Below are 17,556 nucleotides of genomic sequence, written 5' to 3'. Positions count from 1 at the left end.
ATGATTGAACGTTACAGCAGACCTGAGATGCGGGCCATTTGGACCGAAGAGAATAAATTCAACGCGTGGCTGGAGGTTGAGATTTGCGCCTGTGAGGCGTGGGCCGAGCTGGGAGTGATCCCGCATGAGGATGCCGCGAAGCTACGCAAGGATGCCAAATTCGACATCGCGCGGATTGATGAGATTGAACTGGAGACGCGCCATGATGTGATTGCTTTTACCCGTGCAGTATCCGAGAGTCTTGGCGCAGAGCGCAAATGGGTGCATTACGGACTAACCTCGACAGATGTGGTCGATACGGCGCTGGGTTACCTGCTGCGTCAGGCCAACGAGATTCTGGAGCAGGATATTATCCGGTTCATTGAGATTCTAAAAGACAAAGCCATCGCCTACAAGGATACCCCAATGATGGGCCGTACCCATGGCGTACATGCAGAGCCAACAACATTCGGCCTGAAGATGGCGCTGTGGTATGAGGAAATGAAGCGGAACCTGGAGCGCTTCCGTCATGCCGCTAGCGGCGTACAATTCGGCAAAATCTCCGGGGCGGTCGGCACCTATGCCAATATCGACCCGTTCGTGGAAGAATTCGTCTGCCGCAAGCTGGGCACCAGCCCGGCACCAATCTCCACCCAGACCCTACAGCGTGACCGTCATGCAGAGTATATGGCGGCGCTGGCACTGGTTGCCACTTCCCTCGACAAGTTCGCTACCGAGATCCGCGCTTTGCAGAAGAGTGAGATTCGCGAGGTAGAGGAGGCTTTTGCCAAGGGTCAAAAGGGTTCGTCCGCCATGCCGCATAAGCGTAATCCGATCGGCTGCGAGAATATCTCCGGCCTGTCGCGCGTCATCCGCGGCCATATGATGACAGCTTACGAGAACGTGCCGCTGTGGCACGAACGGGATATCTCGCATTCCTCCGTGGAACGGATTATCCTGCCGGATGCGACCATGCTGCTCAACTATATGCTGAACCGCTTCGGCAATATCGTGAAGAACCTGACCGTATTCCCTGAGAATATGAAGCGAAACATGAACCGTACCTTCGGCGTTCCGTTCTCCGGCCGTATTCTGACGAAGCTGATCGACAAGGGCTTCAGCCGCGAGCAGGCGTACGACACTGTGCAGCCGCGTGCGATGCAGGCCTGGGAGGAGCAGACCCAGTTCCGTGACATCGTGGAAGCAACCCCGGAGATCACGGCCGTGCTTAGCGCAGAAGAGATCGAGGATGCGTTCAATCCTTCCTGGCATCTGAAGCATGTGGACACCATCTTCCGCAAGCTGGAGCTCATTTAAATTTTTAAAAAAGGTAAGTCAGTGGTGAACTGATGAGCTGGAGAAGATAGGGGCGGAGCCATGGGGGAGGTTTGTTCCCGGGAAGCGCAGCAACAGGGGATAAGATTAGCTATTAGGGTCAAAGGAGGAACGGAGAGGAATTTTGGAACTGTAGAAGCGTTAGCGTTCGCCTTTATGGTCAGATTTCTACCACAGCCTGTGGTTAAATCAGAGAAATATGACCATAACAGCGATCGGAAGTCCAAAACTTCCCGCAGTGACCCTATTAACCCGAAGGTGTAGTCAATTCCTTGATGCGAAGCGCAGGAAACAAGCCTCCCAAAGCTTTTAGCCCAAATATAAGCAAGATCATTTGTTCAAGGGAGGAAAGGTCATGACATCATCGGCCGTATCCACTGCCGTGGAACTAATAAATGCGCCGCTGCTCTACAAAGGCAAGGTTCGTGAGCTGTACGATTTGGGTGATGAGGTGCTGATCGTTGTGACAGACCGGATCTCCGCATTCGATTACGTGCTGGACCCGGCGGTGCCGGACAAAGGCAACGTGCTCAACCGGCTCAGCGCCTTCTGGTTCGGAGAGACTAAGGAGCTGATCGAGAACCATGTGGTTCATATCGATGTGGACCGGCTCGGAGACATTGTGAAGGACCGTGAAGCGCTGAAGAACCGCATCATGGTCGTCCGCAAAGCCCAGCGGATTGATATCGAATGTGTCGTGCGCGGCTGCATTACAGGCGGCGGCTGGCGGCAGTATCAGGAGACCGGCAAGGTGAACGGAATCGAGCTTCCTAAGGGACTGCACAAGAATGCAGTGCTGGCCGAACCGATTTTCACACCGGCAGCCAAGAATGATGTCGGCCATGATGAGGATATCCCTTTTCAGCAGATGCAGGAGCTGATTGGTGCAGAGCTTGCACTTGAGCTGAAGGAGAAGAGCCTGAAGCTGTTCGCTTTTGCCAGAGAATATTGTAACGATCGCGGCATCATCCTGGCCGATTGCAAGTTCGAGTTCGGGCTGCTGGACGGCAAGGTGATTCTGATCGACGAGATTTTCACACCGGATGCTTCCCGCTTCTGGGCCAAGGACAAGTACGCACTGGATATTGAGATCGACAGCATGGATAAGGAGCCGGTTCGCACCTACCTGTCAGCCTCCTCCTGGGACAAAAACAGTAAGCCGGACCCGTTGCCGCCTGAGGTGGTCGAAGAGACGTCGGCCCGGTACCTGGATATCTATCACCGCCTCACTGGAAAGTCGTTGTAGAGTTACTTTAATTGCATTCTCTACAGTTATTTTGCCGGGAATATTGAGAATATAGTTGTACATTATGCAGTTAAGCAAGCTGCCATTAAGCCTAATTCAGTTCATTAAACTCTAGGAGGAACTACAAGCGTATGTTAAAAGCGACAGTCTACGTCACCATCAAGAAAAGCGTGCTCGATCCCCAAGGTGTAGCCGTGCAAGGGGCGCTGCATTCCGTAGGTTTTCAGGAAGTTGAAAGTCTGCGTATCGGCAAATATATGGAGCTGACCCTCGATACCGATAACCGCGCAGAAGCGGAAGGACGCCTGAAGGAAATGTGCGAGAAGCTGCTGGCCAACACGGTGATCGAGGATTACCGCTACGAATTGGAGGACTAAACGTCATGAAATTTGCGGTACTTGTCTTTCCAGGCTCCAATTGTGACATTGACTGCTACAAAGCAGTAGAAGACAGCCTCGGCGAACCAGTGGATTATGTATGGCATACAGCGACAGACCTGTCGGCGTATGACTGCATTCTCGTGCCTGGCGGCTTCTCTTATGGTGACTATCTGCGCTGCGGCGCAATTTCCCGGTTCGCTCCGGTAATGGCTGAAGTGGCTAAGGCGGCAGAGCAGGGCAAGTTCGTGCTTGGTATCTGCAACGGGTTCCAGATTCTGACCGAAGCAGGTCTTCTGCCGGGCGCGCTGCGCCGCAACATGTCGATGAAGTTCCGTTGTCATGACACGGTGCTTAAGGTCGTTAATAACACAACCCCGTTTACTATTGACTATGCGAAGGATGAAGAGATCGTCATTCCGATCGCGCATGGCGAAGGCAATTATTATTGTGATGAAGAGACGCTCGCAGAGCTGCACGCGAATAATCAGATCGTTTTTACCTACAGTGACAACCCGAACGGTTCGGTGGCCGATATTGCCGGAGTCAGTAATAGGGCGGGCAATGTAGTCGGCATGATGCCTCACCCGGAGCGTGCAGCGAATAGCCTGCTGGGCTCGGAAGACGGCAAACGGATGTTCACATCCATTCTCAAGACATGGAGGGATCGTTATGACGCAGCAAGTATCCGCTAAGGAGCCGACCGCAGAGCAGATCGCGGAGCAGAAAATCTACAGTCAGTTCGGTGTATCAGACAGCGAATATGAGCTCATTACCTCCTTCATGGGACGTAAACCCAACTATACAGAAATCGGTGTGTTCAGCGTCATGTGGTCTGAGCACTGTGCATATAAGAACTCCAAGCCGCTGCTGAGCCGCTTCCCGACAAGCGGGCCTAAGGTGCTGATGGGACCGGGCGAAGGCGCGGGCATCGTGGACATCGGAGATAACCAGGCCGTTGTGTTCAAAATCGAAAGCCACAACCATCCGTCGGCGGTAGAGCCTTATCAGGGCGCGGCGACTGGGGTGGGCGGGATTATCCGCGATATTTTCTCCATGGGCGCAAGACCAGTGGCGCTGCTGAACTCCCTGCGGTTCGGGAAGCTTGAGAGTGACCGGGTAAAATATCTGTTCGAGCATGTCGTGTCCGGGATCGCAGGCTACGGCAACTGTATTGGCATCCCGACCGTCGGCGGGGAGATCATGTTCGACAACAGCTATGACGGCAATCCGCTAGTGAACGCGATGTGTGTCGGACTAATCGATCATGACAAAATCCAGCGAGGCGTCGCCAAAGGGGTAGGTAATCCGGTGTTCTATGTAGGTCCGCCTACTGGCCGTGACGGCATTCATGGTGCGACCTTCGCCTCAGTGGAGCTGAGTGAAGAATCGGAAGCCAAGAAGACAGCAGTTCAGGTCGGCGATCCGTTCATGGAGAAGCTGGTCATGGAATCTTGCCTGGAGCTAATCGACAGCGGCATTGTCCTCGGTATTCAGGATATGGGCGCAGCCGGATTGACCTGCTCCAGCGCGGAAATGGCGAGCAAGGCGGGGAATGGTCTGGAGCTGTATCTGGATCAGGTGCCGCAGCGTGAAGACGGGATGACCCCGTATGAGATGATGCTCTCGGAATCCCAGGAGCGGATGCTGTTCGTGGTGGAGCCTAAGGATGAGGCCCAGGCCCAGGAAATCTTCGATCGCTGGGGCGTCATTTGCCGCAAGGTCGGCAAGGTTACGGATGACGGGCGCCTGAAGCTGTTCCATCACGGTGAAGTGGTCGGCGATATGCCGGTAACGGCACTGGTGGATGAATGCCCTATTTACAAGAAACCATCGGCAGTTCCTGCTTACTATGAAGAGAATGCAAATGTAGATACGCTCCGCTATGAGGAAGTAACCGATCTGGGCGGCGCGCTGCGTACAGTATTGGGCTCACCTACTGTAGCCAGCAAGGCTTGGGTATACAACCAATACGATTATATGGTCCGCACCAGCACGGCGGTTCGTCCGGGTTCCGATGCGGCGGTGGTTACCATTCATGGTACCCGCAAAGGTCTGGCGATGACTACGGACTGTAATGGCCGTTACGTCTATCTCGACCCAGAAGTGGGCGGACGCATTGCTGTTAGCGAAGCTGCCCGCAACATCGTGTGCTCCGGTGCCCAGCCGCTGGCGATAACGGACAACCTGAACTTCGGCAGCCCGGAGAAGCCGGAGATCTTCTGGCAGATGGAGCGTGCGGTAGACGGTATGGCGGAAGCCTGCCGGGTGCTGGATACACCGGTGATCGGCGGAAATGTCAGCTTATACAATGAGAATGCTTCGGGAGCTATCTACCCGACACCGGTTGTCGGTATGGTAGGTCTCATTGAAGATACCGATCATATTACAACCCAGGCCTTCAAGCAGGAAGGCGATGCTGTACTACTGCTGGGCGTTACAAAGGCAGAGCTGGGCGGCAGTGAATTCCAGTATGCCGTTCACGGCTTGACTGAAGGCCGTCCGCCGGAGCTGGACCTGGCGACAGAGCGCAAGCTGCTGGATGCTGTGCTTGCTGCGATCCGCAGCGGTCTGGTCCGTTCGGCGCATGACTTGTCGGAAGGCGGCCTTGCCGGAGCACTTGCTGAGAGCTGCATCAGCGGAAGCATTGGAGCGAATATTGAGCTGTCTGCCGGCGGACTTCGCCAGGATGTAGCACTGTTCAGCGAGAGCCAGTCCCGTATCCTCCTGACTTCGGCACCTGACCGTGCAGAAGAGCTGAAGGCTGCAGTTGCCGTCTACGGCGTACCTGTTGAGATCATTGGAACCGTTGGCGGGGACCGCCTGCGTGTGGCGCTGGACGGCGCGGCTGCACTGGATGAAGCCGTTACTGAACTCAAGACCATTTGGGAGGATGCTATTCCATGTCTTATGAAATAAAGACCGGGAACAAGCAGGAAGCCCCTATCCTGTGGACCGGCGACTTTTACAACGAAGGAACGGGCTCGGGAGATATTTTTGACACATTAAAAGAGGAATGCGGCGTCTTCGGGGTCTTCGGACACCCGGAAGCCGCTTCCATGTCCTACTACGGCCTGCATGCTCTGCAGCATCGCGGGGAAGAGAGCGCGGGCATCTGCGTGGCGGATGGACGCGACTTCAACTATCACCGCGGCATGGGCCTGGTGAAGGAAGTCTTCGACAAAGACAAGATTGCTTCGCTGGTGGGAGACATGTCCATCGGCCATGTGCGTTACTCCACCAGCGGGGACAGCCGGCTGACCAATGCGCAGCCGCTGGTCTTCAAATACCGTGACGGCGATCTGGCGATTGCCACGAACGGCAATATCGTTAACGAACCGCTGATCCGCAAGCAGCTGGAGCAGGGCGGCTCGATCTTCCAGACGACCAGTGATACCGAGGTGCTGGCGCATCTGATTGCACGTTCGCAGAAGGATTTTGTCGAAGCGACGAAGGATGCCTTGTCGCAGCTGGTCGGCGGCTTCGCCTTCCTCTTGATGACCAATGATAAGCTGATTGTCGCATCAGACACCCACGGACTCCGTCCGCTTGTGATGGGCCGTCTGGGCGAAGCCTATGTCTTCGCTTCCGAGTCGTGTGCGCTTGAAGTAATCGGTGCCCAGCTGGTGCGTGATATTGAACCTGGTGAACTGTTGGTGCTGGACCAGAACGGCTTCCGTGAAGAACGCTTCGCGGAGCCTAAGCGCAAAGCGCTGTGCGCGATGGAATACATCTACTTCGCCCGCCCGGACAGCGACCTGAACGGCTCCAACCTGCACTCCGCCCGCAAGCGGATGGGCAGCCGTATGGCGCTCGAAGCCTTCGTGGATGCGGATATCGTCACCGGCGTGCCGGATTCCAGTATCTCCGCCGCCATCGGCTATGCCGAGCAGACGGGCATCCCGTACGAGCTGGGGCTGATCAAGAACAAGTATACCGGCCGCACGTTCATCCAGCCCAGCCAGGAGCTGCGTGAGCAGGGCGTCAAGATGAAGCTCAGCGCAGTACGCCGTGTCGTGGAAGGCCAGCGCGTAGTGATGATCGACGATTCCATCGTGCGCGGCACGACCTCGCGCCGGATCGTCAACCTGCTGCGCGAAGCCGGAGCCGTAGAGGTCCACGTGCGGATTACCTCGCCGCCGTTCAAGAATCCATGCTTCTATGGCATCGATACCCCGGACCGCCGCGAGCTGATCGCTTCTTACAAGACCATCGCCGAGATGTGCGAGGAGATCAACGCCGATTCCCTGGCGTTCCTCTCCCCTGACGGACTGATCCAGTCCATCGGCGGCTATAATAGTGACGACTACAAAGGCGGCCTCTGCCTGTCCTGCTTCGACAATGATTACCCGACGCAGGTGGATTTCGGCGGGGAAGAGAAGGACGGATGCAGCTGTTAACATCTGGTGCCCATCCCCCTAAATCCCCCTTGCGAAGGGGGACCCCGGAGGGCGCTGCCCTCCGGCCACCCGAAAGTTTGGCGGCCTGAGTCTGCTCTAAACTTGCTAAGTGGGCGTGGGTGCGGGTGCCCGCTTTGTCCCTGTGTGCTGCGCACGGCCGGGACACGCTTCACGGCGCTGCACCCCCGGCGGCCTGCGGTCCGCCGGGCCCTCTGGCTCCAGAATCTGTCCTGTTTGCTGCGCAAAATCGGAGGTTCTGTCGCCCTTGGGAACGCACGGCTTCGCCCCGTGCGAGGAAGTGCCCCAGAACCAGCCCTGTTTGCTGTCGCAAAATCGGAGGTTCTGTCGCCTTAAGGAACGCACGGCTTCGCTCCGTGCGGCAAGGCCTGCAGAACCCGTCCTGTTTGCTGCGCAAATCCGGAGGTTCTGTCGCCCTAGAGACCGCACGGCTTCGCCCCGTGCGGGCCTAGCTCCCGCCCCCGTCCTGTTTGCTATCGCAAAGTCGGGGGAGCGGTTGCCTAAGGAGGCGCTGGGCTTCGCCCACAACGCCGACCCCTTGCCGCTGTGCAAGGCGCAAAATTTCGGCTTGCGGTATGGGTTTGAAAACCCGGTGGTGGGAGTCATGGAGAGGAAATTTGGAACTGTAGGAGCGATAGCGTTCGCCTTTATATTTGGATTTCTACCGCGATCAGCGGTTCAAATCAAGGAAATCCAAATATAACAGCGGCCGGAAGTCCAAATGTTCCTCGGAATGACGAATATAACCACCAACCGAACCAAATCCCTGCCGCCCCGAACACGCGCTCTAAACTAACTTAAATGAGGTGTCCAAAAGTGTCAGAAGCGTACAAGAAAGCCGGAGTAGATATTGCGGCTGGCAATGAAGCAGTAGAACGCATGAAGAAGCATGTGAAGCGCACATACCGTCCGGAAGTGATGACGGAGCTGGGCGGCTTCGGCGCCCTGTTCGGCCTGAATAAGGACAAGTACGAAGAGCCGGTTCTCGTATCGGGAACAGACGGTGTGGGCACGAAGCTGAAGATCGCGTTCGCGGCTGACCGCCACGACACGATTGGTATCGATGCGGTCGCCATGTGCGTGAATGACATCGTGGTACAGGGCGCTGAGCCGCTGTTCTTCCTAGATTATCTGGCCTGCGATAAGGTCGTGCCGGAGAAGATTGAAGCCATTGTCTCCGGGATCGCCGAAGGCTGCCATCAGGCGGGCTGCGCGCTGATCGGCGGCGAGACCGCCGAGATGCCGGGCATGTATGCGGCAGGCGAGTATGATATCGCCGGATTCACCGTCGGTGTGGCCGATAAGGCGAAGCTGGTAACCGGAGCAGACATTGCTCCAGGAGACACAGTGATCGGACTGGCTTCGAGCGGGATTCACAGCAACGGCTTCTCGCTGGTGCGCAAGCTGCTGCTGGAGGAAGACGGTTACGGCTTAGATGAGGTTGTGCCGGAGCTGGGAGCGCCGCTGGCGGATGTTCTGCTGGCCCCAACCCGGATCTACGTGAAGCCGCTGCTCGCTCTGCTCGAACAGCTTCCGGTCAAGGGTATGGCCCATATTACCGGCGGCGGGTTCATCGAGAATATTCCGCGCGTATTGCCGGAGAATGTGAATGTAGAGATTAACTATGGCTCCTGGCCGATTCAGCCGGTCTTCAGCCTGATGCAGAGCAAGGGGCAGGTAAGCAACCGCGACATGTTCACAACGTTCAATATGGGCGTGGGGCTGGTGCTGGTCGTGGCGGAAGCGGACGGAGAGCGTGCGCTGGAGCTGCTTAAGGCGAGCGGGGAAGAGGCTTACCGGATCGGCACGGTTACTGAAGGAGAGCGCATCGTTACCTTTACGGGAGCTGAAGTCTGATGGAGTGGAGCCGAATCGCTGTCTTTGCCTCCGGAACAGGCAGCAATTTCGCTGCACTGGTCCAGGCACAGCGGGAGGGCAGGCTGGGCGGAGGCAGCATAGAGCTGCTGGTCTCGGACAAGCCGGAAGCGCCTGTAGCACAGCGGGCAGAGGAGGCAGGCATTCCTGCTCTGCTGCTGCGGCCGAAGGACTTCGCGGGCCGGGAGCAGTATGAGGCCGCGATTGTAGCTGAATTGCAGCGCCGGAACATCGGACTGGTGGTGCTGGCCGGCTACATGCGGCTGATCTCCCCTGTTCTGCTCGCACCGTATGCCGGACGGATCATCAACATTCATCCTTCGCTGCTGCCGGCGTTTGCCGGGAAGGACGCGATCGGGCAGGCGCTGGAGTATGGCGTGAAGCTGACGGGCGTGACCGTGCATTTTGTCGATGGAGGCATGGATACCGGACCGGTGATCGCCCAGCGCAGCGTGGAGGTCCAGTCTGGAGATACCGCTGAATCGCTGGCTGCACGCATCCATCAGGTGGAATACGCGCTGTATCCTGAGGTAGTGAGTGCTTTTGCCGCCGGAAAAGTAGAATTGAACGGAAGAATGACGACCATTGGCGATTAAGCGAAGTTGCTGCATAGCTGCCTGTACCGGCTGTTGAACTGAGTAATTCCGACATTTCTGGCAAACCCCGGCCGATTCTGATATTTCTCGGGAAATACTTCACAAGTGGCAGTAATTGACGGAAGATCTGGCGGCTTGGCCTGAAATTGCGAAAATACAGGTTTGCTGGCATAAGCACAAAAGGATATATGCAGGACAGAAACATCAGAAACAACCAGAACACCTGATTACCTGAATTACCACCCTATTCTACAAGATTCGTGTCTGTAATCATCCAGTGTTCATCCGGCAATCATCCACAGTTACAAGGTAATTCTATTTTTAAAGGTTATAGTATTCCCAACCCAATAAGCTAAGCTACAGTAACAGGTGGATTTTCTCCAACTAATCTGGCTGATAGGTGCGGTGTGCGGAGTGTAAGTGGGAAAAGTACAGCTAATCTGACCCCAATCGAGTGATTTAGCTTATATGGCGTTATTTAAGTGTATATTTTTCAACTACTGCCCCGCTACGTGCCTACCTGCCGAAATTAGATGACAAAAATCCAACTAAAATAAGCTGTGACAGAAATTTAGCTAACCTAGCTATATAGAATGAACTTGAAAATCCATTCTGCTCCACCCCAATAATCTAGCGTGAATCCAGAGGAGGACTATTCAAAGTGAGTATCAAGAGAGCGCTGGTCAGCGTATCGGACAAACAGGGCATCGTGGATTTTTGCCGCGAGTTGTCTGCATTAGGCGTAGAAATTATCTCCACAGGCGGCACCAGCACACTTTTGGCGAAGGAAGGCGTTCCGGTCATTGGCATCTCTGATGTTACCGGCTTCCCTGAGATCATGGATGGACGCGTCAAAACCCTGCATCCAGCTGTACACAGCGGCCTCCTGGCCGTTCGTGACAACGAAGAGCATACCCGTCAGATGAATGAGCTTGGCCTTGATTACATCGACCTCGTCGTGGTGAATCTCTATCCGTTCGCGGAGACGATTGCCAAGCCGGATGTGTCTTATGAAGAGGCTATCGAGAACATCGATATCGGCGGACCGACCATGCTGCGTTCTGCGGCGAAGAACCATGCGTTTGTCAGTGTGGTGGTGGATGCGGCCGACTATGCGAATGTGCTTGAAGAAGTACGCGCCGGTGGAGATACAACCCTTGCTACCCGCAAACGTCTTGCGGCCAAAGTCTTCCGCCATACGGCGGCTTACGACGCCCTGATTGCCGATTATCTGGCGAATGTCACCGGTGAACCGCTGCCGGAGCGCTATACGGTCACTTATGAGAAAATCCAGGATCTGCGCTACGGGGAGAACCCGCACCAGAAGGCTGCGTTCTACCGCAAGCCGCTGGCGGCGCAGGATACCCTGACGGCTGCTGAGCAGCTGCACGGCAAAGAGCTGTCCTACAACAATATCAATGACGCGAACGCAGCGCTCCAGATTGTCAAAGAATTCGAAGAGCCTGCGGTTGTAGCCGTGAAGCATATGAATCCTTGCGGTGTGGGCGTGGGCACAAGCGTCTATGAAGCGTATCAAAAAGCGTACAATGCGGACCCTACCTCCATTTTCGGCGGAATTGTGGCAGCCAACCGGATTATTGATGCGGACACGGCTAATCTGCTGAAGGATATTTTCCTCGAAATCGTCTTGGCCCCAGGCTTCACGGAAGAAGCGCTGGAGATCCTGACGAAGAAAAAGAATATCCGCCTGCTTAAGCTGGGCAACCTCAGCACCGCTGCATCCCGCAAGAGCAGCTTTGTGGTCACCTCCGTTGAAGGGGGAATGGTGGTGCAGGAGAGCGATGTACACTCTGTGAATCCTGAGGAATTGCAAGTGGTAACCGACCGCAAGCCTACCGAAGAAGAGCTGAAGCAGCTGTTGTTCGGCTGGAAGGTTGTGAAGCATGTGAAGTCCAACGCCATCGTGCTGGCGGCTGACGATATGACAGTCGGTGTAGGTGCAGGACAGATGAACCGTGTCGGTGCGGCCAAGATTGCCATTGAACAAGCAGGGGAGAAAGCGAAGGGTGCTGTGCTGGCATCAGATGCCTTCTTCCCGATGGGCGATACACTGGAAATGGCTGCGAAGGCGGGCATTACGGCGGTTATTCAGCCGGGAGGCTCGATCAAGGACGAGGAATCGATTAAGGTTGCCAATGAATACGGCATTGCCATGGTCTTCACCGGCGTACGCCATTTCAAACACTAGCACGCTGGGAGGATCAGAGCCTTATGGATATTTTAGTAGTCGGCGGCGGCGGACGTGAGCATGCGATCATCTGGAGCTTGTCCCGCAGTCCCCGTGCCGGTAAAATCTACTGCGCCCCCGGCAATGCCGGGATTGCGCAGCTTGCGGAATGTGTGCCGATCGGCGTCTTCGAGTTCGATAAGCTGACCGCTTTTGCCAAGGAGAAGAAGGTAGGTCTGGTGGTCATCGGACCGGATGATCCGCTCGCTGCAGGCATTGTGGACGCCTTCGAAGCCCAGGATATCCCTGTATTCGGCCCGCGGAAGAATGCCGCAGAGATTGAGGGCAGTAAGACCTTCATGAAGGATCTGCTGCATAAATACAGCATTCCGACAGCCGCTTACGAGAAATTCAGCGATTATGAGACAGCCTTGTCCTATCTGCGGAGCCAAGAACTGCCGATTGTCATCAAGGCGGACGGCCTGGCCGCAGGCAAAGGGGTAACCGTGGCGTATTCCCGTGAGGAAGCGGAGCAGGCCCTTCAGGAGATCATGGTCGACAAGGTTTTCGGGGAAGCAGGGGCACAGGTCGTCATTGAAGAGTTCCTTGCCGGGCAGGAAATGTCGATTCTGGCGTTCGTGGATGGCGAAACGGTACGGCCGATGGCTGCGGCCCAGGACCATAAGCCTGTATTCGACGGCGATAAAGGACCTAATACGGGAGGCATGGGGACGTATTCCCCGCTGCCGCATATCGATGAAGCGATCATCCGTGAAGCGGTCGAGACGATTATTGAGCCGACAGCCAGAGCGATGGTGGCTGAGGGCCGTCCCTTCAGCGGAGTGCTGTTCGCAGGACTGATGATCTCGCCGGACGGCAGACCGAAGACGATTGAGTTCAATGCCCGCTTTGGGGACCCTGAGACACAGGTGGTTCTTCCCCGGCTGCGAAGCGATCTGCTGGAGATCTTCCTGGCTGTGACCGAAGGCAGACTCGCCGATATTCCGATCGAGTGGAGCGAAGAGGCGGCAGTCTGCGTGGTGCTGGCCTCGGAGGGATATCCCGGGCCTTACCCGAAGGGTGTGCCGATCAGCGGGCTGGAAGACAGCGGCTCTGCGCTGGTCTTCCATGCCGGAACCGCACGCAGCGGGGACGGCGGCTGGGTGACTACCGGCGGCCGCGTGCTTGGGGTGGTAGGCCTGGGGGCAACCATTGCCGAAGCACGTACATCGGCCTATGCCAGTGCGGAGAATATTACGTTTGCGGGCAAACAGAACCGCAGTGATATCGCAATGAAGGCACTGGTCTGAGGAGAAAGTCCCAAAAAAAGGACTGACAAGTTGTAGGAGAAGTGCTATAATACAACTCGTACGGGGGAAAATGTGCGGATATATACAGATAAAGGGTCTTTCCTTTCTAAGGAAAGGCCTTTTTTAAAATAGAAGAATTCATATGTTCCACACTATGAATGCTATAATAGTACAATAACAGCGATGCTTATGCGGATGTACAGTTACTGATTTAAGGGGGAATTAGTTTTGAGTAAGGTAGGAAGAAATGACTTATGCCCGTGTGGAAGCGGGAACAAATATAAGAAATGCTGCATGGAGAAAGACAGAGCGGCGGCACAGTCGATGCTGCGGCTGGTTAACGCAGGGGATGCAGCGGCGCAAGCACCTGTAACCATACCCGGCGTAATCGTGCACGAGGAACAGCCGGCTACGGTAAGTGCCGCCCCTGCTGCGGGCAAGCTTACGCTGCCCAAGCTGAAGAAGATGGTGGCGAAGGAGCTGAACTGGGAGCATCCGGCCCATGAACAGCTGGCGCTGGAGCTGATCGAGCACATGAGAGACCAGTATGACCGTGAGCTGATCCTGGAAGCACTGCTGCTGTGGAACGGCTTCTCCCGCCAGACCAAGCCGGCCGTGAAGAAGACAGGCTCATTCTGTGCGGCGATCGAATACCTGCTGTCCGAGGAGTACGGCTTCATGCTATCGCAGGCGGAGCTGGCGGACAAATACGCGATTACCACGGCCACGATCTCCCGCAAGGTTAAAGAAATATATAACTATGTCGAGGAATACGGCATGACCGGGGAAGCGGACGATCTGATGGCGCTGAACGGAGCGGAAACTCCGCAGGAGAAGGCGCAGACCCTTCTGGCCCAAGCCATGGAGGCAACCTCTGCGAAGCGCCGGGTCCAGCTCGCGGAGAAGGCGCTGGAGCTCTATCCTGACAGCCCGGAAGCCTACCTTATTCTGGCCGAGGAAACGGAGAATGAGGAGGACGCCCGTGAGCTGCTGAAGGCGGGAATCGCCGCAGGCAGACGGGAGCTGGGCGAGTCTTATTTTACGAAGCATAAAGGGTTCTTCTGGGGGCTCTATGAGACCCGCCCTTATATCCGGATCTGCCAGAGCTACGCGGAATCCTGCTGGTTCGGCGGTAAGGCGGAGGAAGCAACAGAGATGCTGGAGCATATTCTGGAGCTTAATAAGGATGATAATACGGGTGCCCGCTATCTCCTGACTGCTGTATATCTGTATAGCAACCAGCTTGAAGAAGCAGAGCGGATCATTAAGAACTACGGTGAAGAGGATGCGGCGGCGGCTTTTGCCTATGACCGGATTGTACTGGAGTTCAAGAAGAACGGCATTACCTCTCAGCTCAAAATGCTCTACCGCATAGCCCGCGGAGTGAACAAGCATGTGCCGGATTACCTGCTGGGTATGAAGCGGCTGCCGCATAATCTTCCGGACTATGTCGGTATGGGTGATCCCAATGAAGCGATTGAATATGTAATTATGCATTCGCGCTTGTGGGCGAGCCTGCCGGATCTGCTTAAGTGGATGCTGAAGCAATAGACGCTATAGATGAAATAACAAACACAGTCCTTTGGGGCTGTGTTTTTTTTGGATAAGTAAATAGGAGTGACCTCGCTGATTTCACTGGACGCAGGACTATGCCGATGTATGCGAAAAACCGAACACAATGGGCGATGGTGCTGGTGGCGGTCGTTAGCGTTAACAACTATCCTGAGCAATACATTTACGTAATTACATCATAGGGCGACGAGCATTTCAAAGCGCTGATGGCCAAGTATTCGTTGCGGACGGACGATATACAGGATCTACGATACTGCAAAGTCGATGATGAATAATGTCAGAGCGCTTTGCTGAATACAGCAGATACAAGGGAGTATTTTTTGTGCAAATAACCTGACATGAACAAGCGGTGATATGGGTAAATATGAGGCTTAACTCGATAATTATGAGAAAATACCTTACATGGACACACTTATTTCACAGCCTATGGGAAAACGGTACAGGGATAAAGGGATTTTTTGCAGAAATAAGTCGAAAAGACAGAGAAGATCCGGGATAGCCCCGGGTCTTTATACATGGAAGGTGGGAGGGTCTATGGCACTGGGAAAGAGTAAGAAGGTTAGGGAGAGGGGGCTTATCGGCTCACTCCGTAATATGGGGATTCGCGGCAAGCTGTTTTTGTCAGTGATTCTGTCTGTGGTGGTTATTTTCATGACGGTATCTGTAGTGATCTACAGCAATGCCAAGCTGCTTATCGTGGACGGGCTGAAGAGCTCGCTGACGTATGAGAAAGGGGCGATCGGGGTGCAGGTCAATGACCTGCTGCAGCCTGCTGTGGACAGTGTGGCGCTGCTCAATGCCAACGCCTACCTCCGCGATTTCATCCTGAGGGTGAAGGATGCGCAGACGCTGAAGACTACGGACGGGTACACGGAGCTGATCCAGACGCTGAACCTGATCAAGAACAACAATAAGAATTTGCTCAATGTATACATAGGTCTGGACGCGGTGAACAAGGTGATCACCCAGGATGAATTCGAGCCTCCGGCAGACTACGTGCTTAAGGAGCGAAGCTGGTATTCCGCTGCGGCTGCGAACAAGCGTGTAACGATTACCAATCCTTATATTGATGCCGGGTCAGGCAAAATGGTCGTCAGTGTCAGCACACCGCTGCTTGATGATTCAGGCAAGCTGATCGGCGTGGCGAGTGCAGATATTTCAATTGAGCAGATTACAGCTGCTCTGGGCGCTTTTAATTATAAAGGCAGCGGCTATGCCGTGCTGATTGATGAGACGGGAACCTTTATCTACCATCCCAATCCGGATCATATTCTGCTGAAGAAGATGGCTGATCTGGGCGAATCGTGGAAGACTGTCGGCGATAAAATGCTGCAGTGGGGCTCAAATGTCATCCGGGCGGACATAGACGGCGAGCCCAGCTATGTATCCTATTCACCGGCTGTGGCTAACCAGTGGTCAGTCGCGCTGATCGTACCACAGAAGCATGCGGAGCTGGAGCTGAAGCGCTTCGAGCTGATTTTCTTCCTCTCCATTATGGTTTCGATTGCGGTGCTGTCTGTCCTGCTGTATCTGGTCTCGGGCAGTATCCTGAAGCAGTTTCCGCTCCTCACGGCTGCGTTCGGGCAGGCGAAGGCGGGGGACCTGTCGGTAAGGGCAAGGGTAACCGCAGGAGGCGAGATCGGGGTGCTGGCTGAGGGCTTCAACGATATGATCGCCTCGCAGCAGTCGCTGATTCAGGAGATCCTGCACAGCTCGCAGAGTATCTCGGGCGCGGTGGAGAATACAGAGCAGAACGTATTCGTGCTGGATGGCAGCATTACCGATATCTCGGGGGTTACGGAGGAGCTGTCGGCAGGCTTGCAGCAGACCGCCGCCTCGATGGAGGAGATGAATGCCAGCACGACCCAGATCGAGGCTGCGATCCACGGGATTGCCCGCAAAGCTCAGGAGGGGGCGGAAGCCGCCGGAGAAATTAACGTACGGGCGGAGCGGCTGAAGGAGAGAGCCTGGGAATCCCGCACACAGGCGGATACCGTGTACGGGCTTAGCGAAGAGAAGCTGCGCACGGCCATCGAACAGTCGGGATCAATCTCGCAGATCAGCGCGCTTACGGGCGCCATTCTGGAGATCGCCGCCCAGACCAACCTGTTATCGCTGAATGCTTCCATTGAGGCGGCAAGGGCCGGGGAAGCGGGCCGGGGGTTCGCTGTAGTGGCAGAGGAGATCCGTAAGCTGGCCGACAACTCGCGTGAGACGGTGACTGAGATCCAGGGAGTGACAGGGGCGGTAGTCCAGGCGGTGTCCAATCTGGTGGAGGCTGCGGAGAGTATGCTTGGCTTCATGGACAGCCAGGTGAAGACGGACTACGATGCCATGCAGGAGACCGGAGAGCGGTACAGTGAGGATGCCAGGTATATCGAGGAGCTGGTGACGGACTTCAGCGCCACCTCGGAAGAGCTGCTGGCTTCCATCCAGAGCATGCTTACTGTAATCAGCGAGACGGGTAGTGCGACGAATGAGGGGGCAGAAGGAGCGGGAGCCATTGCTGCCGGAGCGGAGCAGATCATCGAGCGGTCCCGCAGCATCGTAGCGGAGATGGAGGAGATCAAGCTCAGCTCGGCGCAGCTGCTGAGTGCGGTGTCGAGGTTTAAGGTATAGAAGTAGTGTAGGCGGTCCTGCCGATGGATGACAGGGCCGTT

Annotated in this window: 12 protein-coding genes; all 12 read left to right on the top strand. The window is 55.5% G+C overall.

Annotated elements, in window-relative coordinates; translation table 11 throughout:
• The 12 genes from purB to MKY64_RS23990 all read left to right on the top strand — a co-directional run bounded on the left by purB (position 1) and on the right by MKY64_RS23990 (position 17,515).
• Positions 1-1,296, top strand: coding sequence for an adenylosuccinate lyase (gene purB, locus MKY64_RS24045; RefSeq protein ID WP_339253437.1), 1,296 nt, complete (start codon positions 1-3; stop codon positions 1,294-1,296).
• Between the two features lie 373 nt (positions 1,297-1,669).
• Positions 1,670-2,560, top strand: a complete 891-nt coding sequence (locus tag MKY64_RS24040) for a phosphoribosylaminoimidazolesuccinocarboxamide synthase (protein ID WP_340956246.1) — start codon at positions 1,670-1,672, stop codon at positions 2,558-2,560.
• Between the two features lie 131 nt (positions 2,561-2,691).
• Positions 2,692-2,937, top strand: a complete 246-nt coding sequence (purS, locus tag MKY64_RS24035; protein WP_019913657.1) for a phosphoribosylformylglycinamidine synthase subunit PurS — start codon at positions 2,692-2,694, stop codon at positions 2,935-2,937.
• 5 nt (positions 2,938-2,942) lie between these two features.
• Entirely contained in the window at positions 2,943-3,632 is a 690-nt protein-coding gene (gene purQ / locus MKY64_RS24030) for a phosphoribosylformylglycinamidine synthase subunit PurQ (protein WP_036730944.1), read from the top strand.
• Complete coding sequence (purL, locus tag MKY64_RS24025; RefSeq protein WP_340956244.1) at positions 3,610-5,856, top strand: phosphoribosylformylglycinamidine synthase subunit PurL; 2,247 nt, start codon at positions 3,610-3,612, stop codon at positions 5,854-5,856. Before purQ ends, purL begins: the two co-directional genes overlap by 23 nt.
• Entirely contained in the window at positions 5,841-7,337 is a 1,497-nt protein-coding gene (gene purF, locus MKY64_RS24020; protein ID WP_209875520.1) for an amidophosphoribosyltransferase, read from the top strand. Before purL ends, purF begins: the two co-directional genes overlap by 16 nt.
• An 834-nt stretch (positions 7,338-8,171) precedes the next feature.
• Complete coding sequence (gene purM, locus MKY64_RS24015; protein ID WP_036730936.1) at positions 8,172-9,212, top strand: phosphoribosylformylglycinamidine cyclo-ligase; 1,041 nt, start codon at positions 8,172-8,174, stop codon at positions 9,210-9,212.
• A complete protein-coding gene (gene purN, locus MKY64_RS24010; RefSeq protein ID WP_036730933.1) occupies positions 9,212-9,826 on the top strand; it encodes a phosphoribosylglycinamide formyltransferase in 615 nt (204 codons plus the stop codon). Before purM ends, purN begins: the two co-directional genes overlap by 1 nt.
• Before the next feature lie 661 nt (positions 9,827-10,487).
• The gene (gene purH / locus MKY64_RS24005) at positions 10,488-12,035 is read left to right on the top strand and encodes a bifunctional phosphoribosylaminoimidazolecarboxamide formyltransferase/IMP cyclohydrolase (protein WP_340956242.1); all 1,548 of its coding nucleotides are present in this window, start codon (positions 10,488-10,490) and stop codon (positions 12,033-12,035) included.
• A 23-nt stretch (positions 12,036-12,058) separates the two neighbouring features.
• Positions 12,059-13,324 carry a phosphoribosylamine--glycine ligase gene (gene purD, locus MKY64_RS24000; RefSeq protein WP_339253446.1) on the top strand — a complete coding sequence of 422 codons (1,266 nt, stop codon included), beginning with the start codon at positions 12,059-12,061 and terminating at the stop codon, positions 13,322-13,324.
• Between the two features lie 228 nt (positions 13,325-13,552).
• Entirely contained in the window at positions 13,553-14,875 is a 1,323-nt protein-coding gene (locus tag MKY64_RS23995) for an SEC-C metal-binding domain-containing protein (RefSeq protein ID WP_339253448.1), read from the top strand.
• Between the two features lie 555 nt (positions 14,876-15,430).
• Positions 15,431-17,515 (top strand): methyl-accepting chemotaxis protein, encoded by a 2,085-nt coding sequence (locus tag MKY64_RS23990; protein ID WP_340956241.1) that lies wholly within the window; start codon positions 15,431-15,433, stop codon positions 17,513-17,515.
• Positions 17,516-17,556 lie beyond the last annotated feature (41 nt).

Source organism: Paenibacillus sp. FSL R7-0210 (assembly GCF_038009085.1).
Taxonomy (GTDB): Bacteria; Bacillota; Bacilli; order Paenibacillales; family Paenibacillaceae; genus Paenibacillus_AQ; species Paenibacillus_AQ silagei.
The sequence above is the reverse complement of the archived record's forward strand: the minus strand, read 5'-3'. Positions and strand labels throughout refer to the sequence as shown.

Coding starts and splice junctions, on each gene's coding strand:
- purB (WP_339253437.1), top strand. CDS start 1: ATGATTGAACGTTACAGCAGACCTGAGATGCGGGCCATTTGGACCGAA.
- MKY64_RS24040 (WP_340956246.1), top strand. CDS start 1,670: ATGACATCATCGGCCGTATCCACTGCCGTGGAACTAATAAATGCGCCG.
- purS (WP_019913657.1), top strand. CDS start 2,692: ATGTTAAAAGCGACAGTCTACGTCACCATCAAGAAAAGCGTGCTCGAT.
- purQ (WP_036730944.1), top strand. CDS start 2,943: ATGAAATTTGCGGTACTTGTCTTTCCAGGCTCCAATTGTGACATTGAC.
- purL (WP_340956244.1), top strand. CDS start 3,610: ATGACGCAGCAAGTATCCGCTAAGGAGCCGACCGCAGAGCAGATCGCG.
- purF (WP_209875520.1), top strand. CDS start 5,841: ATGTCTTATGAAATAAAGACCGGGAACAAGCAGGAAGCCCCTATCCTG.
- purN (WP_036730933.1), top strand. CDS start 9,212: ATGGAGTGGAGCCGAATCGCTGTCTTTGCCTCCGGAACAGGCAGCAAT.
- purD (WP_339253446.1), top strand. CDS start 12,059: ATGGATATTTTAGTAGTCGGCGGCGGCGGACGTGAGCATGCGATCATC.
- MKY64_RS23990 (WP_340956241.1), top strand. CDS start 15,431: ATGGCACTGGGAAAGAGTAAGAAGGTTAGGGAGAGGGGGCTTATCGGC.